Raw genomic sequence first — 22287 nt, 5'->3', positions numbered from 1 at the left:
AATGCGCCTGATCCCTTAAGGTAGGGCGCCAAACGGATCAACCGGCCGGCCGCCTGGCCGTAGACCCAAGACGGATGCCTATGAACCCGAATTTCCTCGATTTCGAACAGCCGATTGCCGACCTGCAAGCCAAGATCGAAGGGCTGCGCCTGGTGGGCAACGACAATTCGCTGAACATCAGCGATGAAATTGCCCGTCTGCAAGACAAGAGCAATACCCTGACCGAAAGCATCTTCGGCAACCTGACCAGCTGGCAGATCGCCCGTCTGGCCCGTCACCCTCGTCGTCCCTATACCCTGGACTACATCGACCACATCTTCACCGAGTTCGAAGAGCTGCACGGCGATCGTCACTTCGCTGACGATGCTGCGATCGTCGGCGGTACCGCGCGCCTGGACGGCAAGCCGGTGATGGTCATCGGTCACCAGAAGGGCCGTGAAGTGCGTGAGAAGGTGCGCCGCAACTTCGGCATGCCGCGTCCGGAAGGCTACCGCAAGGCCTGCCGCCTGATGGAAATGGCCGAGCGCTTCAAGATGCCGATCCTGACCTTCATCGATACCCCGGGTGCCTACCCTGGAATTGACGCCGAAGAGCGCAACCAGAGCGAGGCCATCGCCTGGAACCTGCGTGTGATGGCACGCCTGAAGACCCCGATCATCGCCACCGTCATCGGTGAGGGCGGTTCCGGTGGTGCACTGGCCATCGGCGTCTGCGACCAACTGAACATGCTGCAGTACTCCACCTACTCGGTGATCTCGCCGGAAGGCTGTGCCTCGATCCTGTGGAAGACCGCCGACAAGGCTGCCGATGCTGCCGAGGCAATGGGCATCACCGCCGAGCGCCTGAAGAGCCTGAACATCGTCGACAAGGTCATCAGCGAGCCTCTGGGCGGCGCCCACCGTGACCCTGCGAAGATGTCCGAAAGCATCCGTGCCGATCTGGTCGAGCAGTTGGAGATGCTGGGCAAGTTCGACCACGATGCGCTGCTGGCCCGTCGTTACGACCGCCTGATGAGCTACGGCGTCTGACCCATTCGGGGCTGCGTCGCGCTCATTCGCGGGTAAACCCGCTCTTACAACGACGGCATTGCTCTCAATGGCAGTGCTGTACCTGTGGGAGCGGGTTTACCCGCGAAAAGGGGCGCGACGCACCTGCGATGATCCTCTGCAATGTGAGGTCCTGATGATCAACCTCACCGTTCAACTTTCCCCCTGGCTCAATGCCCCCGCCTGGTACGTCGCCTTCTCCGGCGGCCTTGACTCCACCGTCCTCCTGCATCTGCTGGCCGATTACGCCCGTCGTCATCACGCCCCGCCACTGCGCGCCGTGCACATTCATCATGGCCTGCAAGCCGCTGCTGATGATTGGCCGCAACATTGCCAGTCGATCTGTGATGGGCTAGGTCTCGAGCTCAAGGTCATCCATGTTCAGGTCACGCCCGGTGCCAGCCTGGAACAGGCGGCCCGGGATGCCCGCTACGCCGCATTCGCGCAAGTGCTCGGGGCTGGGGAGGTGATGTTCACAGGTCAGCACCGCGAGGACCAGGCCGAGACCTTGCTCTTTCGTCTGTTGCGCGGTGCCGGACTGCGCGGGCTGGCGGCCATGCCGGCAGCCCGCCCCCTGGGGCAGGGGTGGCTGGCCCGGCCCCTGCTGGCGGTCGGTCGGGCGCAGTTGCTCGCGCAGGCCAATGCACAGGGGCTTTGCTGGACCGAGGATCCCTCCAACGCCAATACCGCCTATGCCCGAAACTACCTGCGCGGCGAGGTATTCCCTGTACTGAATCAGCGTTGGCCTCAGGCCGCGAGCAATCTTGCCCGCAGTGCCGGGCATTTGGGCGAGGCCCTGGGCTTGCTGGACGAGTTGGCGGCAGATGATCTGGCGGGAGCCGCACAAGGGGCACCGTTTGCCTGGCTCGGCCTGGACTCTCTCGATCTGGCCGCGCTTGAGGCGTTATCGCCAGCGCGCCAGCGAAATGCCCTGCAATATTGGTTGAGCCGTCGGACTCGGTTACCCGACGCCCGTCATTGGGCCGGCTGGGACAGCCTGCGTGACGCAGCCGTCGATGCCCAGCCAGTGTGGCGGCTGGGCGATGGTGAGTTGCAGCGCAGTCATGGGCGCATCTGGTGGTTGAAGGGTCAATGGCTGGTGCCGGTCAAGGGCGTTCTGACCTGGGTGGACCCAAGCGTGCCTCTGACGTTACCCGGTAATGGTTGCGTGTCCGTGCAGGGTGATTGTCCGCCAGGTGAGGTGCAGGTGCGCTACCGTCAGGGCGGCGAGATGCTCGAGGTGCCAGGACGGGGCCGTCGTAACCTCAAGCGCTTGCTGAACGAGCTGCAAGTCCCGCATTTCGTGCGCTCGCGTTTGCCACTGCTGTGGCAGAGCGAGCGCCTGTTGGCAGTGGCCAACCTGCCGCTGGCAGGGCAGGGCGGTATCCAGTTGCATTGGCGGCCGCCGACGAGCGTGCAAGGTTTGAGCTGAAGGGTACATTCCGGTAGACTACCCTCCCTTCTTGATACAGCTTCTGTGGGTTCCTCGAAAACACAGCAGTTGCCGATTACCAAGCAGTTTTTTGCTGGGCTGATTCTTAAAATGACGAGCGAGCTCCATGCCGGGGATATCCCTGGTTTGTACAGACGCGGCAGTTGTTCGAGATGCACTGTGATTGACGCAGGTGATCGGGGGCTTCGGCCTTCCTTCGCTTTCTCCGGCGGCGCTGACCGCTTTAACGCAGACTTCTAGGGTTTTTCATGACGCGCTACATATTCGTCACGGGCGGTGTTGTTTCTTCATTGGGGAAAGGCATTGCCTCGGCTTCCTTGGCGGCCATCCTGGAGGCGCGGGGGCTCAAGGTCACCATGCTCAAGCTGGATCCGTACATCAACGTCGACCCCGGCACCATGAGCCCGTTCCAGCATGGTGAAGTGTTCGTCACCCACGATGGCGCCGAGACCGACCTCGACCTGGGCCACTACGAGCGGTTCATCCGCACCACCATGACCCAGAACAACAACTTCACCACCGGCCGTATCTACGAGCATGTGCTGCGCAAGGAGCGCCGTGGTGACTATCTGGGCGCGACCATCCAGGTCATCCCGCACATCACCGACGAGATCAAGCGTCGCATCATCAAGGGCGCCGGCGATGCCGACGTCGCCCTGGTCGAGATCGGCGGCACCGTCGGCGACATCGAGTCGCAGCCGTTCCTCGAGGCGATCCGCCAGCTGCGCGTCGAAGTGGGCTCCAAGCGCGCCATGCTGATGCACCTGACCCTGGTTCCTTACATCGCCACTGCCGGCGAGACCAAGACCAAGCCGACCCAGCATTCGGTCAAGGAACTGCGCTCCATCGGCCTGCAGCCGGACGTGCTGATCTGCCGTTCCGACCACCCGGTCGACGCGTCGTCGCGCCGCAAGATCGCCCTGTTCACCAACGTCGAAGAGCGTGCGGTGATCTCCCTGCAGGACGTCGATACCATCTACAAGATCCCAGGTGTATTGCATGCCCAGGGCCTGGACGACTTCGTCGTCGAGCGCTTCGGCCTGCAGTGCAGCAGCGCCGATTTGTCCGAGTGGGACCAGGTCGTCGATGCCAAGCTGAACCCTGAGCATGAAGTCACCATCGCCATGGTCGGCAAGTACATGGAACTGCTGGATGCGTACAAGTCGCTGATCGAGGCCATGAGCCATGCGGGCATCAAGAACCGCACCAAGGTCAACCTGCGCTACATCGACTCCGAAGACATCGAGAACCAGGGCACCAGCCTGCTCGAAGGCGCCGATGCCATTCTCGTCCCGGGCGGTTTCGGTCTGCGCGGCGTGGAAGGCAAGATCACCGCTGTCCAGTACGCGCGCGAAAACAAGGTGCCGTACCTGGGCATCTGCCTGGGCATGCAGGTCGCAGTCATCGAGTTCGCACGTAACGTGATGGGCTGGAAAGACGCCAACTCCACCGAGTTCGACCGCAACAGCGGCCACCCGGTCGTCGGCCTGATCACCGAATGGGCCGATGCGACCGGCGCGGTCGAGACCCGTTCCGAAGCTTCCGACCTGGGCGGCACCATGCGCCTGGGTGCTCAGGACTGCCAACTGGCGGCCGGCTCCAAGGTCCATGACTGCTATGGCAAGGATGTGATCACCGAGCGTCACCGCCACCGCTACGAAGTGAACAACAACCTGCTGCCACAGCTGGTCGAGGCAGGCTTGGTGGTATCCGGTCGTTCCGAGGACGGTGCGCTGGTTGAAGTGGTCGAGTCCAAGGACCACCCATGGTTCGTCGCTTGCCAGTTCCACCCCGAGTTCACCTCGACCCCACGTGACGGCCACCCGCTGTTCAGTGGTTTCGTCAAGGCGGCCCTGGCCCAGAAGAACAAGGCCTGATCCATGACCCAGAAGATCATTCGCGTCGGTAGCATCGAGATCGCCAACGACAAGCCGTTCGTCCTGTTCGGTGGCATGAACGTCCTGGAGTCCCGTGACCTGGCCCTGAAGGTCTGCGAAGCCTACGTGCGGGTCACCGAGAAGCTCGGTATCCCTTACGTGTTCAAGGCCAGCTTCGACAAGGCCAACCGTTCGTCGATCAACTCCTACCGTGGTCCGGGCATGGAAGAAGGGCTGAAGATCTTCGAAGAGATCAAGCAGACCTTCAAGGTGCCGGTGATCACCGACGTGCACGAGCCCTACCAAGCCGAGCCCGTCGCCAAGGTGTGCGACATCATCCAGCTGCCAGCCTTCCTGTCGCGCCAGACCGACCTGGTCGTGGCGATGGCCAAGACCGGCGCCGTGATCAACATCAAGAAGGCTCAGTTCCTCGCGCCTCAGGAAATGAAGCACATCCTGACCAAGTGCGAAGAAGCCGGTAACGACCAGTTGATCCTCTGCGAGCGTGGTTCGAGCTTCGGCTACAACAACCTCGTCGTGGACATGCTCGGCTTTGGCATCATGAAGCAGTTCGAGTATCCGGTATTCTTCGATGTGACCCATGCCCTGCAGATGCCGGGCGGTCGCTCCGATTCCGCCGGTGGTCGTCGCGCCCAGGTCACCGACCTGGCCAAGGCCGGCATGAGCCAAGGCCTGGCCGGGCTGTTCCTGGAAGCCCACCCGGACCCGGACAACGCCAAGTGCGATGGTCCTTGCGCCCTGCGCCTGGACAAGCTGGAGCCGTTCCTGGCCCAGCTCAAGCAACTGGACGACCTGGTGAAAAGTTTTCCGACGGTAGAGACCGCGTAAAGCTCATTTCTCCGGTAAAGTACCGCCCTCACCCCTGACCGAACGGTCAGGGGTCGCCTTCGCCAGGCCTGCCCGTTCCCGAACTGCCTGGCGAACGCCCAGATTTCCTTAGCTGCGTTGTTTTCGTCAATTCTGGAGTGCTTACAACAATGGCAAAAATCGTCGACATCAAAGGTCGTGAAGTTCTCGATTCGCGTGGCAACCCCACCGTGGAAGCCGATGTTCTGCTCGACAACGGCATCATCGGCAGCGCCTGCGCGCCGTCCGGTGCTTCCACCGGCTCGCGTGAAGCGCTGGAGCTGCGTGATGGCGACAAGAGCCGTTACCTGGGCAAGGGCGTGCTGAAGGCTGTTGCCAACATCAACGGCCCGATCCGCGACCTGCTGCTGGGCAAGGACCCGGCCGACCAGAAGGCCCTGGACCGCGCCATGATCGAACTGGACGGTACCGAGAACAAGGCCAAGCTGGGCGCCAACGCCATCCTGGCCGTCTCCCTGGCTGCCGCCAAGGCTGCTGCCCAGGATCAGGACCTGCCGCTGTACGCACACATCGCCAACCTCAATGGCACCCCAGGCCAGTACTCCATGCCGGTTCCGATGATGAACATCATCAACGGCGGCGAGCACGCCGACAACAACGTCGACATCCAGGAGTTCATGGTTCAGCCGGTTGGCGCCAAGACCTTCTCCGATGCCCTGCGCATGGGTACCGAAATCTTCCACCACCTCAAAGCCGTGCTCAAGGCTCGTGGCCTGAACACCGCTGTGGGTGACGAAGGTGGCTTCGCGCCAAACCTGACCTCCAACGAAGACGCCCTGGGCGCCATCGCCGAGGCCGTCGAGAAGGCCGGCTACAAGCTGGGCACCGACGTGACCCTGGCCCTGGACTGCGCGGCTTCCGAGTTCTACGAAGACGGCAAGTACAACCTGTCTGGCGAAGGCAAGTCGTTCGATGCCGAAGGCTTTGCCGATTACCTCAAGGGCTTGACCGAGCGCTTCCCGATCATCTCGATCGAAGATGGCCTGGACGAGTCCGACTGGGCTGGCTGGAAGATCCTCACCGACAAGATCGGTGCCAAGGTACAGCTGGTCGGCGACGACCTGTTCGTGACCAACACCAAGATCCTCAAGGAAGGCATCGAGAAGGGCATCGGTAACTCGATCCTGATCAAGTTCAACCAGATCGGCTCGCTGACCGAAACCCTGGAAGCCATCCAGATGGCCAAGGCTGCCGGCTACACCGCGGTCATCTCCCACCGTTCGGGTGAAACCGAGGACTCCACCATCGCCGATCTGGCCGTCGGTACCGCTGCTGGCCAGATCAAGACCGGTTCGCTGTGCCGTTCCGACCGCGTCTCGAAGTACAACCAGCTGCTGCGTATCGAAGAGCAACTGGGCGCCAAGGCCGTGTACCGCGGTCGTGCCGAGTTTCGCGGCTGAGCAAGAGATGGTAAAAAGGCAGCAGCCGAGGCCGTCTGAACGTTCGTACTGAGCTGTCAGACGCCTCTTACGGGTTTCTGTCGACGAAGCCTGGCCTCGGCCAGGCTTCGTGCTATTGGAAGCTCGCTGCGGCGGCCTTTTACCTCTGGATATCTTGATGCGCAGTCCCTATTGGTTGTTTCTCGTCCTGCTCCTGCTGCTCGGCGGCCTGCAGTACCGCCTTTGGGTGGGTAACGGCAGCCTGGCGCAAGTGGCCGAGCTCAAGCAGCAGATCGCCGAACAGCATGCCGAGAACGAGCGGCTGCTCGAGCGTAATCGCGTGCTGGATGCTGAAGTTCTGGAGTTGAAAAAAGGTATGGAGACCGTCGAAGAGCGGGCTCGTCACGAATTGGGGATGGTCAAGGAGGGTGAAACCCTCTACCAGTTGCCGCAGAAATGACGCAGACGCTACCGGCTTTCTGGGCCGTGATTCCCGCCGCGGGCGTCGGTGCCCGCATGGCTGCCGATCGTCCCAAGCAGTATCTGCAATTGGGCGGGCAGACCCTTCTCGAGCATAGCCTCGACTGTTTTCTCGACCACCCCTCGCTCAAGGGCGTGGTGGTCAGCATTGCCGCCGATGATCCCTACTGGCCTGGCCTACGCTGTGCCAACGACCCACGCATACAGCGTGCGGCCGGGGGGCGTGAGCGGGCCGACTCGGTGCTCAATGCATTATTGCTTTTGCATGCCCAAGGGGCGGCGGACAGCGACTGGGTGCTGGTGCATGACGCGGCGCGACCGAACCTGGCACGCAGTGATCTGGATCGGTTGCTGTCGGAGTTGGCCGACGATCCTGTCGGAGGTTTACTTGCGGTGCCTGCTCGCGACACGCTCAAGCGTGCCGATGCCAATGGACGGGTCAGTGCCACGGTGGATCGCAGCACCATCTGGCAGGCCTACACGCCGCAGATGTTCCGCCTGGGGGCCTTGCACCGGGCCCTGGCCGAATGCCTGGTCTCCGATGTGGTGGTCACGGACGAGGCCTCGGCCATCGAATGGTCCGGTCAGGCGCCGCGCTTGATTGAAGGGCGCAGCGACAACATAAAGGTCACCCGTCCGGAAGACCTGGAATGGTTGCGCCAGCGCTGGGCCGCCCGTCGCTGAAACCGAACGCTTGCGTCCTCCTCTTCGCAAGTGCCCCCGTGAAGAGGTCATCGGAATCCTCAGTTTTGCCGATACTCTGGCAGCTCCGCCAGCCCTTCCTTCAGGTAGTCCACCAGCCGCCGCACTTTCGGTGACAAGTGCCTTTGCTGCGGGTACAGCGCCCACACAGCCGTGTTCGGTGGCTGGTGCGCTTCGAGCAGCGATACCAGCGCACCGCTGTTGAGGTGCTCGAGTACGTAGTAGTCCGGCAACTGGCACAATCCCATGCCCAACAATGCTGCATCCAGCACGGCCTGCCCGCTGTTGCAGCGCCAGTTGCCCTGCACCCGCTGACTCAACTCCCGCCCATCCTGCTGCAACACCCAGAGGTCGGAACTGCCGATCAGGCAGTTGTGCCGAGTCAGTTCCGACAGGCTGTGGGGGCGACCATAGCGCTCAAGGTAGGCGGGGGAGGCGCACAGGTACATGCGCCGGGGGGCCAGGCGCGTAGCCACTAGGCGTGAGTCCTGCAGTCGCCCGAGGCGTATCGCCAGGTCCATTCCCTCATGCACCAAGTCCAAGGTGCGGTTGCTCAGTTCCACCTCAACGCGCAGTTGCGGATACTGGGCCATGAAGCGCGTCACCAAGGGGACGATGAAGCGTTCTCCATAAGCCACCGCGCAGGTCATGCGCAACAGCCCTTTGGGCTCGCTGGCAAGGTCGCCCATGGCGCGCAGGGCTTCTTCGCGTCCGTCCTGCAAGCGCTGGCAATGTTGCAGGAAGGTCTGCCCTGCCTCGCTCAGGGTCACCCGGCGGGTACTGCGGTACAGAAGCCGTGTCTGCAAGCGCTCTTCCAGACGAGCGATTTGTCGGCTGATGTGCGAGGACGAAACACCCAGACGTTCAGCGGCGGCGGTGAACTGACCTGACTCGGCCACCGCGACGAATTCGTCGATGCCTTCCCAGCGACTGCTCATGGATTATCCCTGTATGGCAATAATGTTTTTACTTGCGCCGGATTATTCATCAAAAGTGCTTGAATTACACTGAGCCGAAGCAATCATCCCTTGTCTGGAGTTCCGTTGATGATCAAGTCCCGCGCCGCTGTTGCCTTCGAGGCCAAGAAACCCCTGGAAATCGTCGAAGTCGACGTGGCCATGCCCAAAGCGGGTGAAGTGCTCCTGCGTGTGGTGGCCAGCGGTGTCTGCCATACCGATGCCTACACCCTGTCGGGCGCCGACCCGGAAGGTATCTTCCCCTCGATCCTGGGCCACGAGGGCGGTGCGATCGTCGAAGCCGTGGGCGAGGGCGTCACCTCGGTCGCTGTCGGCGACCACGTGATCCCGCTGTACACCCCTGAGTGCGGCCAGTGCAAATTCTGCCGCTCGGGCAAGACCAACCTGTGCCAGGCCATCCGCGCCACCCAGGGCAAGGGCCTGATGCCGGATGGCACCACCCGTTTTTCCTATAAAGGCCAGCAACTGTTCCACTACATGGGCACCTCGACGTTCTCCGAGTACACCGTGTTGCCGGAAATCTCCGTGGCCAAAATCGCCAAGGATGCGCCACTGGAGAAGGTCTGCCTGCTCGGATGCGGCGTCACCACTGGTATCGGTGCCGTGCTCAACACCGCTAAGGTCAAGGCTGGCGACACCGTCGCCATCTTCGGTCTGGGCGGCATCGGTCTGTCGGCGATCATCGGTGCGGTGAAGGCCAAGGCTTCGCGCATCATCGCCGTGGACATCAACCCGGCCAAGTTCGAGATCGCGCGCCAGCTCGGCGCCACCGACTGCGTGAACCCGAAGGACTATGACCGTCCGATCCAGGAAGTCATCGTCGACCTCACCGACGGTGGTGTGGACTACTCCTTCGAATGCGTAGGCAACGTCCAGCTGATGCGTGCGGCGCTGGAGTGCTGCCACAAAGGTTGGGGTGAGTCGGTGATCATCGGTGTCGCCGGCGCCGGGCAGGAAATCTCCACCCGTCCGTTCCAGCTGGTGACCGGCCGAGTCTGGCGTGGTTCGGCATTCGGCGGTGTGCGTGGTCGCAGCGAGCTGCCAAGCTACGTGGAAATGTCGCAGAAAGGCGAGATCCCGCTGGATACCTTCATCACCCACACCATGGGCCTGGAGGACATCAACAAAGCCTTCGACCTGATGCATGAAGGCAAGAGCATCCGCAGCGTGATCCATTTCTGAGGTTTGCCCATGAGCCTGGAAAACATCTCCTGCCAGAAAAGCTTCGGCGGCTGGCACAAGCGCTACCGGCACGCCTCCAAGGTCCTGGGTTGCGACATGGTGTTCGCCGTCTACCTGCCGCCGCAGGCCGAGCAGGGCGAGAAACTGCCGGTGTTGTACTGGCTCAGTGGCCTGACGTGCACGGACGAGAACTTCATGCAAAAGGCCGGCGCCCAGCGCCTGGCCGCAGAGCTTGGCCTGATCATCGTTGCCCCCGACACCAGCCCGCGCGGCGAGCAGGTGCCGGGTGACCCGGATGGCGCCTGGGACTTTGGTCTGGGCGCAGGTTTCTACCTCAACGCCACCCAGCAGCCCTGGGCTCAGCACTACCGCATGCACGACTACGTGGTGCAGGAGCTGCCCGCCTTGGTCGAGGCGCATTTTCCAGCCTCCGACCTGCGCAGTATCAGCGGCCACTCCATGGGTGGGCACGGTGCCTTGGTTTGCGCCCTGCGCAACCCTGGGCGCTATCGCTCGGTGTCGGCCTTTTCGCCGATCAGCAATCCGATGGATTGCCCGTGGGGTGAAAAGGCTTTCTCCCGGTACCTGGGGGACGACCGGGCGCGCTGGCGCGAGTGGGATGCCAGCGTACTGCTGGCCGAGACAGCCGCCGGGCAATGCCCGCCGCTGCTGATCGACCAGGGTGACCGGGATGACTTTCTCGAGAAGCAGCTCAAGCCCCAGGCGCTGGAGCAGGCGGCGCGCAAGGGAGGACATGAGCTGACGCTGCGTTTGCAGCCTGGCTATGACCACAGCTACTACTTCATCGCCAGCTTCATCGATGAACACCTGCGCCATCACGCGGTGGCGTTGGGCAGGGTCTGATCCAGGGGCTTCTTTGCGGCCGCTTCGCACCAGCGGGGTCGCTGCGGTAAAGGGGCTGCAAAGCAGCCCCAATATCCAGCAAAGCAGGTAGAATCCAGCCCTGACTCATTCAGGGCTTTTTCTTATGCGTATTGGCCACGGCTACGATGTGCACCGTTTCGGCGACGGTGATTTCATTACCCTGGGTGGGGTGCGTATACCCCACAAATACGGCCTGCTGGCCCATTCCGACGGCGATGTGCTGCTGCATGCGCTCAGCGATGCCCTGCTTGGCGCTGCGGCGTTGGGCGACATCGGCAAGCATTTCCCCGATACCGACCCTCAGTTCAAAGGGGCCGACAGCCGGGCGCTGCTGCGCCATGTGGTCGGCATCGTCCAGGCCAAGGGCTGGAAGGTCGGCAACGTCGACACCACCATCGTCGCCCAGGCACCCAAGATGGCACCGCATATTCCGACCATGCGCCAGTTGATCGCCGAAGACCTGCAGGTCGAACTCGACCAAGTCAACGTCAAGGCCACCACCACCGAGAAGCTGGGTTTCACCGGCCGTGAGGAGGGCATCGCCGTGCATGCGGTGGCCCTGTTGCTGCCAGCATGACCGAACTGGAACTGCTGGGCCCACGGGCCTGGGGGGGCTCCTTGGGCCAGGCGGTGCTCAAGGCAGTGGCTGAGGACTTTCAGGTCGACGAAGTGCTGGACATTCCCCTCTCTGGCCAGGGCGAGCACCTCTGGCTGTGGGTCGAAAAACGTGACCTGAACACCGAGGAAGCGGCCCGTCGCCTGGCGCGTGCCGCCGGCGTGCCGGTTCGCTCGATCAGCTATGCCGGCCTCAAGGACCGACAGGCCCTGACCCGTCAGTGGTTCAGTCTGCACCTGCCGGGCAAGGCCGACCCTGACCTGTCCCGTGCCGAAGATGCAAGCCTGCGCGTACTCAAGCAGGTACGTCACCAGCGCAAGCTCCAGCGCGGGGCCCATTCGGCTAACGGCTTCACCTTGCGCCTCACGGCTCTTGCGGCCGATCACCAAGCCCTCGATGCGCGCCTGGAACAACTCAAGCAGCATGGGGTGCCCAATTACTTCGGCAGCCAACGGTTCGGCCACGAGGGCGGCAACGTGCATGACGCCCGCCAGTGGGCCGAGCGCAACGCATTGCCGGAGCAGCGCAATGTCCGCTCGCGGCTGTTGTCCGCCGCGCGCAGCTACGTGTTCAACCAGGTGCTGGCCGCGCGTGTCGCCAATGGCAGCTGGAACACAGCGCAGGTCGGTGATTTGCTGGCCTTCACAGAAAGCCGCAGTTTCTTCCCGGCGGGTGAGCAGGAATGTACCGATCCACGACTGGCGATTCTTGACTTGCATCCCACCGGGCCGCTCTGGGGCGAAGGCGTCTCACCGACCCGCGGCGATACGTCTATGCTGGAAACAGCCATCGGCGATCGGCATCTGGCGCTGTGCCAGTGGTTGGCACGAGCAGGCATGAATCACGAACGACGCATCCTGCGGCTCCCTATTGGCGGGCTGACGTGGCATTATCCCGAGCCTGATATCCTGCAACTGGAATTCGTCCTTCCGGCCGGATGCTTCGCCACCGTGGTGGTGCGCGAGCTCGTCGATCTGGTGCCGGCAGGGCAGACGGACAGCCCATGCGTATTCTGATTTCGAATGACGACGGTGTTACCGCACCCGGCCTTGCCGCGCTGCATGCTGCGCTGGCGGACTACGCCGAGTGCGTGGTGATTGCCCCGGATCAAGACAAAAGCGGTGCGAGCAGTTCACTGACACTGGACCGGCCGCTGCATCCGCAGACCCTGGCCAACGGCTTCATCAGCCTGAACGGCACGCCCACCGACTGCGTGCATTTAGGGCTTAACGGGTTGTTGCCCGAGACGCCCGATATGGTCGTGTCCGGTATCAACCTGGGAGCCAACCTCGGGGATGACGTGCTCTATTCCGGCACGGTCGCCGCGGCACTGGAGGGGCGCTTCCTGGGCGGCACATCGCTGGCGTTTTCGCTGTTGTCGCGCCTGCCAGACAACCTGCCGACCGCGGCCTACATCGCCCGCCGCCTGGTTGAAGCCCAGTCGCGCCTGGAGCTGCCGCCTCGCACCGTGCTCAACGTGAACATCCCAAACCTGCCTCTGGAACACATTCGTGGCATCCAGCTCACCCGGCTCGGCCATCGGGCGCGGGCAGCGGCGCCGACCAAGGTGGTCAACCCGCGTGGCAAGGAAGGCTACTGGATCGCCGTGGCCGGTGACGCCGAGGACGGCGGGCCGGGGACCGACTTTCACGCGGTGATGCAGGGGTACGTGTCGATCACCCCGCTGCAACTGGACCGCACCTTCAACGAAGCCTTCGAGCGTCTCGATGGCTGGGTGGAGGATCTGCTCTGATGCGCGAACAGGACGATCTGCTGCGCCGAGGCATCGGCATGACCTCCCAGCGTACCCGGGAGCGGTTGATCCAGCGTCTGTACGAGGAAGGCGTCTCGAACACCCAGGTGCTCGAGGTCATCCGTCGCACCCCGCGTCATCTGTTTGTCGACGAGGCCCTGGCGCACCGGGCCTACGAGGACACCGCGCTGCCGATCGGGCATAACCAGACCATTTCCCAGCCGTTCATGGTGGCGCACATGAGTGAGCTGCTGCTGGAGGCCGGGCCGTTGGACAAGGTCTTGGAGATCGGCACGGGGTCGGGTTACCAGACCGCCATTCTCGCGCAACTGGTGGAGCGGGTGTTCTCGGTGGAGCGGATCAAGGTCCTGCAGGACCGGGCCAAGGAGCGCCTGGTCGAGCTCAACCTGCGCAACGTGGTGTTTCGTTGGGGCGACGGCTGTGAAGGATGGCCGGCGCTGGCGCCTTACAACGGCATCATCGTGACAGCCGTGGCGCCGGAGGTTCCCCAAGCCTTGCTGGACCAGCTGGCGCCGGGTGGACGCATGGTGATTCCAGTGGGCGCTGCCGGCGAGTCCCAACAGTTGATGTTGATCGTGCGCGAGGAACATGGGTTCTCCCGTCGCGTACTGGGCGCCGTGCGTTTCGTGCCGCTGCTCAACGGTCCGGTGGCGTGAGGGCGCGCTGAATATTTGCGTCGTCGACGAATTCTTCAGCCGCGAACCTGTCTATCGTGCGGGGTTTCGTCGCGCTTGCCGCGGCACCTGAGCCAGCCACCCAACCCGGTCTGTCTCGTTTATAATTGCAACAATATTGCATTTCGTATCGTCATATCGTTTTTCGGCACCATGAGGGGAGCGCGGGTGGGTCACACAATCATGCGGCAACGCAAGGATCGGTCGGTTTTCAAGCTTCTGGTGATTGCGCTGGCCATGGCGACATCGCTGGCGGGCTGCTCCAGCACCGGTTCGAGTGGCGCTCGTGTGGTGGATCGCAACAACACCGTGCCCAAGCGCCCGACCGTTACCTCAGGCCAATATGTGGTCAAGCCCGGCGATACCCTGTACTCCATCGCCTTCCGCTACGGTTGGGACTACAAAGAGCTGGCCGCGCGCAACGGCATTGCGGCGCCTTATACCATTCGCCCCGGCCAGCCGATCCGCTTCAGCAGCGGCAGCGGTGGTAGCACCACGGTGGTGTCCAGCCCGTCCTCCTCGAGCAAGACCACGGTCACCCGTCGCCCGGTGGCAAGCACCTCCACGCCGCCTGCCAGCAATAGCGGTAAACCGGTCTCCCCACCTGCGACGACCACCGCTCCAGTGATTACCCAGGTACCTGCTGCCGAGCGCTCGGTAGGGGGCTGGAGCTGGCCTGCCAATGGTGTGTTGATTGGAAAATTCGCTTCAAACGGTAGTTTGAATAAAGGCATTGATATCGCCGGTGATTTGGGACAGCCTGTTTTTGCTGCGTCTGGTGGTTCAGTGGTGTATGCCGGAAGTGGCTTGAGGGGCTACGGCGAGCTGATCATCATCAAGCACAACGATACCTACGTCAGTGCCTACGGTCATAACCGCAGGCTTTTGGTTCGGGAGGGGCAGCAGGTCAAGGCAGGGCAGACGATCGCTGAAATGGGGTCCACGGGCACTGATCGGGTGAAGCTGCATTTCGAGATTCGCCGCCAGGGCAAACCCGTCGATCCGCTCCAGTTCTTGCCACGTCGTTGATCTTTGCACCCAGCCTGTTCCTGCTGACGTAGAGGGGACAGGCTCCAGCGCTGCCAGGGAAACAGGTGCCGCTCGAGTCTGAGTTCGAACTCAGCAAAGGACTATAACAATGGCTCTCAGCAAAGAAGTGCCGGAGTTTGACATCGACGATGACCTCCTGTTGATGGAGACGGGCATCGTTTTGGAAACGGATGTGGTGTCAGACGAACCTGCTGTACCTTCGGTTCGGACCAAGGCCAAACAAGGCTCATCGCTCAAACAGCACAAGTACATCGATTACAGCCGGGCGCTCGACGCCACCCAGCTGTATCTCAACGAAATCGGCTTTTCTCCGCTGCTCTCCCCCGAAGAGGAAGTGCATTACGCACGCCTGTCGCAAAAAGGCGATCCGGCTGGCCGTAAACGCATGATCGAGAGCAACCTGCGCCTGGTGGTCAAAATTGCGCGCCGCTACGTTAATCGTGGCCTGTCGCTGCTCGACCTGATCGAAGAGGGCAACCTCGGTCTGATCCGCGCGGTGGAAAAGTTCGATCCGGAGCGCGGTTTCCGTTTCTCGACCTATGCGACCTGGTGGATTCGCCAGACCATCGAACGGGCGATCATGAACCAGACCCGCACCATCCGCCTGCCGATCCACGTGGTCAAGGAGCTCAACGTCTACCTGCGTGCCGCGCGGGAGCTGACCCAGAAGCTCGACCACGAGCCTTCCCCGGAAGAAATCGCCGGGCTTTTGGAAAAACCCGTGGCCGAGGTCAAGCGCATGCTTGGGCTCAACGAGCGTGTCTCTTCGGTGGACGTTTCGCTCGGCCCGGACTCCGACAAGACCCTGCTCGACACGCTGACGGACGATCGCCCGACCGACCCGTGCGAGCTGCTGCAGGACGACGACCTCTCCCAGAGCATCGACCAATGGCTGGGTGAGTTGACCGACAAGCAGCGTGAGGTAGTGGTGCGTCGGTTCGGCTTGCGGGGCCACGAAAGCAGCACCCTTGAGGATGTAGGCCTGGAAATCGGCCTGACCCGAGAGCGCGTGCGGCAGATCCAGGTCGAGGGGCTCAAGCGTCTACGTGAAATCCTTGAAAAGAACGGCCTCTCGAGTGAGTCGCTGTTCCAGTAAGCGCAATCGCAACACCAAAACGCCCCGATAATCTCGGGGCGTTTTTGTATCTGAGAGGATTGTTTATTTCGCTACCTACGTTGCTTTGCGTGTAAGAGATCGCTTACTCGTGGTGTAAGACTTCCCCGTAAGGATCAGTAAATCATTGTCGTTTCTAAGCTATCTATTTATTCAAGTATCTGAAAAGTAATGCTTTTTTAGGCATTAAAAGATGTGTCAGCTGTAGCGTTTTGAGAGGTTTAGCCCTTGCTCGCCGTGCTGGAGTGGCTAGTATTCGAACTGTGTCGACGGACCGGCACAGCCTTCACGGATGAAGGTCATGGACATCGCAAGATGCGATTCATCAGGATGATGTTTAGGACAAGCAGGGACTACGGAAAAAATGTGGGCGGGTCAAACCGCCCCTTTTTTTGCCTTGAATTCAGTGGCAGAGGCTGCGCTTCATGTGGCGTGCAGGGGCTATCCGCTTGGCCTCGAATGAAGTGGTCCTGTCCCTTGGGGCTGCTTTGCAGTCCATCGCCGGCTTTGGCAGTTTGTATGGCGCATTTCCAGAAATGAAAAAGGCCCCGTTTGGGGCCTTTTCGTATCCGGACGCTATCAGCGTTCCAGATCTGCAATCTTGCCAGGCTTGCCGTCCCACTCTTCAGCGTCAGGCAGGGCATCCTTACGCTCAGTGATGTTCGGCCAGATCTCCGCCAGTTCGGCATTGAGCTCGATGAAGTTCTCCATGCCGGCAGGCACTTCGTCTTCCGAGAAAATGGCTTGAGCTGGGCATTCCGGTTCGCACAGGGCGCAGTCGATGCACTCGTCCGGGTGGATGACCAGGAAGTTCGGGCCTTCGTAGAAGCAGTCCACCGGACAGACTTCCACGCAGTCGGTGTACTTGCATTTGATGCAGTTGTCGGTGACGACGAAGGTCATTTCTAATTCTCTCCTCAGGCGACGGCGGCGGCCCTTCCTCATCAGGGCCGCGCGGTTTACAGGCATTGGCTGCAGGCCAGGCTAATAACCTGCAGCACCAGCAAACCGCGGCGGATTCTACCAGTTTGTAGTGGGCGCCGTTATAACAGGTTTTTCAGTTGATATAGCGTTTCGATAGCTTGGCGCGGCGTCATATTGTCCAGGTCCAGCTTGCCCAGCTTCTCGATGGCCGGATGTGGCAGGCTGGCGAACAGGTCGCTCTGATGCGGCACTTGCGGCTCGCCCTTGGCAGCCTTGATCGGCTGCTCATGGGGCAGGCTGGTGGTTTCCAGGCGGCCCAGGTGTTCACGGGCACGCTGGATCACCGGGGAAGGCACGCCAGCCAACTGCGCCACGGCCAGGCCGTAGCTCTGACTGGCAGGGCCCGGGAGGACGTGGTGCAGGAAGACGATCCGCTCGTTGTGCTCGGTGGCGTTCAGGTGCACGTTGGCCACCAGCGGCTCGCTCTCCGGCAGCACGGTCAGCTCGAAGTAATGCGTGGCGAATAGGGTATAGGCACGCAATTGGGCCAGGCGCTCGGCCGCAGCCCAGGCCAGGGAAAGACCGTCGAAGGTACTGGTGCCACGCCCCACTTCGTCCATCAGCACCAGGCTGCGGTCGGTGGCGTTGTGCAGGATGTTCGCGGTTTCGCTCATCTCGACCATGAAGGTCGAGCGGCCGCCGGCCAGGTCGTCGCTGGAGCCGATGCGGGTGAAGATGCGGTCGACCAGCGACAGCTCGCAGCGCGCCGCCGGCACGAAGCTGCCGATGTGCGCCATCAGCACGATCAACGCGGTCTGGCGCATGTAGGTGGATTTACCACCCATGTTCGGGCCGGTGATGATCAGCATGCGTGTGCTGTTGTCCAGCGCCAGGTCATTGGCCACGAATGGCGTGGTGAGTACCTGTTCGACGACCGGATGGCGACCCTGCTCGATGCGCAGGCACGGCTCGTCGACGAAGCTTGGGCAGTTCAAGTCCAGGTTCAGGGCGCGTTCGGCCAGGTTGCTCAGCACGTCCAGCTCGGCCAGGGCGGCGGCGCTGTCCTGAAGCGGTGCCAGGTGGCCGATCAAAGTCTCGAGCAAGGCGTCATAGAGCATCTTTTCCCGGGCCAGGGCGCGGCTCTTGGCCGACAGCGCCTTGTCCTCGAAGGCCTTGAGCTCGGGTGTGATGAAGCGCTCTGCGCCTTTGAGGGTCTGGCGGCGGATGTAGTCGGCTGGCGCCTGCTCGGCTTGCTTGGTGGGCAGTTCGATGAAGTAGCCGTGCACGCGGTTGTAACCGACCTTAAGGTTGGCCAGGCCGGTGCGGGCCTTCTCACGGGCTTCCAGATCGATGAGGAACTGCCCGGCGTTCTCGCTCATGGCCAGCAGCTCGTCCAGCTCGGTGTCGTAGCCGGTCTTGAGCACGCCGCCGTCGCGGATCACCGCTGGCGGGTTGTCGAGAATGGCCCGTTCCAACAGGCTGGCGAGCTCCGGGTAGGTGCCGGCGATGGCGGCCAGGCGTGCCAGGTGCGGCGCTTCGAGCTCGGCCATGGCATTCTGCAGCTCGGGCAGGGCGCCGAGGGCATCGCGCAGGCGCGCGAGATCTCGTGGGCGGGCGTTACGCAGGCCGATGCGGGCGAGGATCCGCTCGATATCGCCGATTTCCTTGAGCTGCGGTTGCAGCTTCTCGAAGCGGTAGCCGTCGAGCAGGCAGCGGATCGAATCCTGGCGAGCCTTGAGCACCTTGAGGTCGCGCAGCGGGCGGTTCAGCCAACGGGTCAACAGGCGACTGGCCATGGCGGTCTGGCAACGGTCGATCACCGATTGCAGGGTGTTTTCGCGCCCCCCGGCCAGGTTGATGTCCAGCTCCAGGTTGCGACGGCTGGCGCCATCCAGGATCACGGTGTCATCCATGCGCTCATGACGCAGGCTGCGCAGGTGAGGCAGGGTGGTGCGTTGGGTTTCCTTCGCGTAGGTCAGCAGGCAGCCGGCGGCGCCGATGGCAAGGGTCAGCTTGTCGCAGCCAAAGCCTTTGAGGTCCTGGGTCGCGAACTGCTGGCACAGACTCTTGCGCGCCGAGTCGCGGTCGAAGTCCCAGGGCGCGCGGCGGCGGCAGCCCGGGCGTTTCTCGGCTGGCAGGCCTTGCGGCCAGTCGTCGGGGATCAACAGTTCCACCGGGTTGATGCGTTCGAGTTCGGCCAGGAGGTTTTCCCAGCCTTTGATCTCCTGCACGGTGAAGTTGCCGCTGGTGATATCCAGCACGGCCAGGCCGAACAGACGCTCGTCCCCAAGCAGCGCGGCGATCAAGTTGTCGCGGCGCTCGTCGAGCAGCGCTTCGTCGCTGACCGTGCCGGGGGTGATGATCCGCACCACTTGGCGTTCCACCGGACCCTTGCTGGTGGCCGGGTCGCCGATCTGCTCGCAGATCACCACCGACTCGCCCAGCTTGACCAACTTGGCCAGATAGCCTTCCAGCGAGTGGAAGGGAATCCCGCACATGGGGATCGACTGGCCGGCGGACTGGCCACGGGCGGTCAGAGTGATATCCAGCAGTTTGGCGGCTTTCTTCGCATCTTCGTAGAAGATCTCGTAGAAATCGCCCATGCGGTAGAACATCAGCTGGTCTGGGTGCTGGTTTTTCAGCTTCCAGTACTGCTGCATCATTGGTGTGTGTGCGGAAAGGTCAGACATTCAAGGCCTTGAAGCTGTCTCAGACAAAATGCGAAACGCCCAAGTCTACAGGTTCTTGTCAGCCGGGCACAGGCCGCCTTGGCCACTTCGGCCTCGTTGAAAGTGCTCAAGCCCCGCGTAGCAAGGCGCGGGGCTTGAGCGTGTCAGGTAGGGGTCAGCGGCGCTGCCAGACCACCGGGAACCAGTCCTCGCGCATGCGTTCGCCGTCGCTCAAATTGATGCCAGGGAAGGGCGGCGAGGTGCGCCCCGGGCGCTGCACGTAGCGTACGTCATCTCCCAAAAAGCGCGTGGAAAAGGCGCGGCGCCGGTTCATGCCTGTGTTGCCGGCGGCGCCATGCACGGTGCGGAAATCGAAGACGATGGCATCGCCAGGTTCCATTTCCGGGGAAAGGATCTGGTACTCGCCGTTCTCCACGTCCGGCATGTCCATGAACAGGTTCTGGCCGTCGGCGTCGGTGGCGCCATAGAAGTCCTGATTGCTGGCCCAGCGTTTGGGGCGCACAGGCTTGGGCCAGAGGTGCGAGCCGAGCACCACGCTCAAGGTGTTGTGGCGGGTAACCGGGTCCAGCGGGATCCAGTAACTGGCGGTCTGCAGGCCCTGGACACAGTAGTAGGGCAGGTCCTGGTGCCAAGGGGTGGGCTTGGCGGTGCCGGGCTCCTTCACCAGGATGTGGTCGTGGAACACCTGTACCTGCTGCGAGCCCATCAACTCGCCGGCAAGCCCAGCGGCCGGCGAGTTCAGTACGAAGTCGGTGAACGCCGGGATGCGCTGCCAGTTGCAATAGTCCTCGAAGAATCGGCCGCTCTCGCCGGAGCCGACGTTCTCGATGGCGAAGGCACTGGGTTCGGCCAGGTTCTGCTCGAAGCCTTCGCGCAGGCGTTCGATCCAGTCCTTGAACACGCCGCGCAGGATCACCGCGCCGTCTCGCTGGAAATCTTCGATGTGGGGATTCATGGGGCAGCCCTCTCGTTGTTGTTGTCGTGGCACCAGCATCGGATGCCGCCGAGGGCCGGGTAAATCACAGAATTCCTATTCGCCACTATAGCTATTCTGTATGCCCCACCTTGTTGTCTTGCCCTGCGATTGGCCGGTTAATAGCCCTGCGCCCTGCGGTTTCCGGGCCTTGCGAGAACCCTTCAACGGCAGCGTGACTGCCGGCCAAGAACAAGAACAATGAGGAGTCCCTGGGATGAACGATCACAACAACTTGCGACGAGGCCTGAGTACCCGGCATATCCGCTTCATGGCATTGGGATCGGCGATCGGCACCGGGCTGTTCTACGGCTCGGCGTCGGCGATCAAGCTGGCCGGGCCGTCGGTACTGCTGGCCTACCTGATCGGCGGCGCGGCGATTTACATGATGATGCGTGCCCTCGGTGAAATGGCGGTGCGCAACCCGGTGTCCGGTTCCTTCGGGCAGTACACCAGCCAATACCTGGGGCGCTACCTGGGCTTTCTGACAGGCTGGAGTTATGCCTTCTCCATGCTGGTGGTGTGCCTTGCGGACGTCACGGCATTCGGGGTGTACATGGGCTTGTGGTTCCCCGACACACCGCGCTGGATCTGGGTATTGGGGATCGTCTGTTTCATTGGCGCGCTAAACCTGTGCAGCGTAAAGGTGTTCGGCGAGATGGAGTTCTGGCTCTCATTGCTCAAGGTCACCGCGATCATCGCGATGATCGCGGCCGGGGGCGCGGTGCTGCTGTTTGGCATCCAGCTGGGTAACGGCGCCGAGGCGGTCACGGGGCTGTCCAACCTGTGGAGCCATGGCGGGTTCTTCCCCAATGGGGTCGGCGGCATGATCGCCTCCTTCACCGTGGTGATGTTCGCCTTCGGCGGCGTCGAAATGATCGGTATCACCGCCGGCGAAGCCAAGGACCCCAAGCGCGTGCTGCCCAAGGCGATCAACTCGGTACCGCTGCGTATCCTGCTGTTCTATGTGCTCACGCTGGTGGTGCTGATGGCCATTTACCCCTGGACCAACATCGGCAGCCAGGGCAGCCCGTTCGTGCAGATCTTCAGCGGCCTGGGCATCGATTCGGCGGCAACCTTGCTCAACATCGTGGTGATTTCAGCGGCGGTATCTGCGATCAACAGCGATATCTTCAGCGCCGGGCGGATGATGTACGGCATGGCCCAGAACGGCCAGGCGCCGGTCGGCTTCTCCCGCTTGTCGCGCTTCGGCGTGCCTTGGATGACCGTGCTGGTGATGGGCGTCGCACTGTTGCTGGGCGTGGTGCTGAACTACCTGGCACCGGAGAACCTGTTCCTGATCCTCGCCGCCGTGGTGACCTTCTCGATCGTCTGGGTGTGGTTGATGATCCTGCTGTCCCAAGTGGCCATGCGCCGCGGCATGAGCCGCGAGGAAATCGCCGCGCTGGACTTCCCGGTGCCGCTGTGGCCCGTCGGGCCGGCCCTGGCGATCGTGTTCATGTTGTTCATCTTCGGCGTGCTGGGCTGGTTCCCGGATACCCGCACCGCAATGTACGTCGGCCTTGGCTGGTTGGCCCTGCTGTCGGTCGGCTACTGGTTGTGGGTGGCGCGCCAGCCACGCCCGGCGCCGGTCAACGCCTGA

The 22287-nt window shown here is 62.4% G+C and carries 20 protein-coding genes; 16 read left to right on the top strand and 4 right to left on the bottom strand.

The genetic code is table 11. From position 1 onward, the window contains the following. The first annotated feature begins 80 nt into the window (after positions 1-80). From HMPREF3173_RS08615 to ispD, 7 genes are all read left to right on the top strand, one after another. Complete coding sequence (locus HMPREF3173_RS08615; RefSeq protein ID WP_043208841.1) at positions 81-1028, top strand: acetyl-CoA carboxylase carboxyltransferase subunit alpha; 948 nt, start codon at positions 81-83, stop codon at positions 1026-1028. Between the two features lie 154 nt (positions 1029-1182). Then, positions 1183-2478, top strand: a complete 1296-nt coding sequence (tilS, locus tag HMPREF3173_RS08610; protein WP_070572407.1) for a tRNA lysidine(34) synthetase TilS — start codon at positions 1183-1185, stop codon at positions 2476-2478. A 269-nt stretch (positions 2479-2747) separates the two neighbouring features. Then, a complete protein-coding gene (locus HMPREF3173_RS08605) occupies positions 2748-4376 on the top strand; it encodes a CTP synthase (RefSeq protein ID WP_043208837.1) in 1629 nt (542 codons plus the stop codon). 3 nt (positions 4377-4379) lie between these two features. Further along, on the top strand, positions 4380-5225 hold the full coding sequence (gene kdsA, locus HMPREF3173_RS08600; protein ID WP_043208834.1) for a 3-deoxy-8-phosphooctulonate synthase: 846 nt from the start codon (positions 4380-4382) through the stop codon (positions 5223-5225). Positions 5226-5374: 149 nt separating this feature from the next. Further along, positions 5375-6664, top strand: coding sequence for a phosphopyruvate hydratase (gene eno, locus HMPREF3173_RS08595; protein ID WP_043208831.1), 1290 nt, complete (start codon positions 5375-5377; stop codon positions 6662-6664). A 157-nt stretch (positions 6665-6821) separates the two neighbouring features. Then, positions 6822-7103 carry a cell division protein FtsB gene (gene ftsB / locus HMPREF3173_RS08590; RefSeq protein WP_043208829.1) on the top strand — a complete coding sequence of 94 codons (282 nt, stop codon included), beginning with the start codon at positions 6822-6824 and terminating at the stop codon, positions 7101-7103. Beyond that, positions 7100-7807 (top strand): 2-C-methyl-D-erythritol 4-phosphate cytidylyltransferase, encoded by a 708-nt coding sequence (gene ispD / locus HMPREF3173_RS08585; RefSeq protein ID WP_043208827.1) that lies wholly within the window; start codon positions 7100-7102, stop codon positions 7805-7807. Before ftsB ends, ispD begins: the two co-directional genes overlap by 4 nt. 59 nt (positions 7808-7866) lie before the next feature. Here ispD and HMPREF3173_RS08580 read toward each other — a convergent pair whose 3' ends face one another. Beyond that, positions 7867-8763 (bottom strand): LysR substrate-binding domain-containing protein, encoded by an 897-nt coding sequence (locus HMPREF3173_RS08580; protein WP_070572359.1) that lies wholly within the window; start codon positions 8761-8763, stop codon positions 7867-7869. A 108-nt stretch (positions 8764-8871) separates the two neighbouring features. On the opposite strand from HMPREF3173_RS08580, the gene HMPREF3173_RS08575 reads away from it, so the two are divergent. From HMPREF3173_RS08575 to rpoS, 8 genes are all read left to right on the top strand, one after another. Further along, a complete protein-coding gene (locus tag HMPREF3173_RS08575; protein WP_043208823.1) occupies positions 8872-9984 on the top strand; it encodes an S-(hydroxymethyl)glutathione dehydrogenase/class III alcohol dehydrogenase in 1113 nt (370 codons plus the stop codon). A gap of 9 nt (positions 9985-9993) precedes the next feature. After that, positions 9994-10848 carry an S-formylglutathione hydrolase gene (gene fghA, locus HMPREF3173_RS08570; protein WP_070572357.1) on the top strand — a complete coding sequence of 285 codons (855 nt, stop codon included), beginning with the start codon at positions 9994-9996 and terminating at the stop codon, positions 10846-10848. A gap of 124 nt (positions 10849-10972) precedes the next feature. Beyond that, entirely contained in the window at positions 10973-11446 is a 474-nt protein-coding gene (gene ispF, locus HMPREF3173_RS08565; protein ID WP_043208819.1) for a 2-C-methyl-D-erythritol 2,4-cyclodiphosphate synthase, read from the top strand. Then, complete coding sequence (truD, locus tag HMPREF3173_RS08560; RefSeq protein ID WP_043208817.1) at positions 11443-12501, top strand: tRNA pseudouridine(13) synthase TruD; 1059 nt, start codon at positions 11443-11445, stop codon at positions 12499-12501. The genes ispF and truD overlap by 4 nt, the downstream gene beginning before the upstream one ends. Continuing rightward, entirely contained in the window at positions 12489-13238 is a 750-nt protein-coding gene (surE, locus tag HMPREF3173_RS08555) for a 5'/3'-nucleotidase SurE (RefSeq protein WP_043208815.1), read from the top strand. The genes truD and surE overlap by 13 nt, the downstream gene beginning before the upstream one ends. 38 nt (positions 13239-13276) lie before the next feature. Continuing rightward, positions 13277-13915 carry a protein-L-isoaspartate(D-aspartate) O-methyltransferase gene (locus HMPREF3173_RS08550; protein WP_167358117.1) on the top strand — a complete coding sequence of 213 codons (639 nt, stop codon included), beginning with the start codon at positions 13277-13279 and terminating at the stop codon, positions 13913-13915. Positions 13916-14101: 186 nt separating this feature from the next. Further along, positions 14102-14962 (top strand): peptidoglycan DD-metalloendopeptidase family protein, encoded by an 861-nt coding sequence (locus HMPREF3173_RS08545; RefSeq protein ID WP_070572354.1) that lies wholly within the window; start codon positions 14102-14104, stop codon positions 14960-14962. Between the two features lie 109 nt (positions 14963-15071). Beyond that, positions 15072-16079 (top strand): RNA polymerase sigma factor RpoS, encoded by a 1008-nt coding sequence (rpoS, locus tag HMPREF3173_RS08540; protein ID WP_043208809.1) that lies wholly within the window; start codon positions 15072-15074, stop codon positions 16077-16079. Between the two features lie 597 nt (positions 16080-16676). On the opposite strand, the gene fdxA is transcribed toward rpoS, so the two are convergent. From fdxA to HMPREF3173_RS08525, 3 genes are all read right to left on the bottom strand, one after another. After that, positions 16677-17000 (bottom strand): ferredoxin FdxA, encoded by a 324-nt coding sequence (fdxA, locus tag HMPREF3173_RS08535; RefSeq protein ID WP_016392282.1) that lies wholly within the window; start codon positions 16998-17000, stop codon positions 16677-16679. 140 nt (positions 17001-17140) lie between these two features. Next, positions 17141-19711 carry a DNA mismatch repair protein MutS gene (gene mutS, locus HMPREF3173_RS08530; protein ID WP_043208806.1) on the bottom strand — a complete coding sequence of 857 codons (2571 nt, stop codon included), beginning with the start codon at positions 19709-19711 and terminating at the stop codon, positions 17141-17143. Positions 19712-19865: 154 nt separating this feature from the next. Further along, on the bottom strand, positions 19866-20666 hold the full coding sequence (locus tag HMPREF3173_RS08525) for a phytanoyl-CoA dioxygenase family protein (RefSeq protein ID WP_070572352.1): 801 nt from the start codon (positions 20664-20666) through the stop codon (positions 19866-19868). Between the two features lie 235 nt (positions 20667-20901). Between HMPREF3173_RS08525 and HMPREF3173_RS08520 the strand changes: the two genes are divergently transcribed. Beyond that, positions 20902-22287: an amino acid permease gene (locus HMPREF3173_RS08520; RefSeq protein ID WP_070572350.1), complete on the top strand. Its 1386-nt coding sequence runs from the start codon at positions 20902-20904 to the stop codon at positions 22285-22287.

Origin of the sequence: Pseudomonas sp. HMSC08G10 (assembly GCF_001808425.1) — a bacterium.
Taxonomy (GTDB): Bacteria; Pseudomonadota; Gammaproteobacteria; order Pseudomonadales; family Pseudomonadaceae; genus Aquipseudomonas; species Aquipseudomonas guariconensis.
The sequence above is the reverse complement of the archived record's forward strand: the minus strand, read 5'-3'. Positions and strand labels throughout refer to the sequence as shown.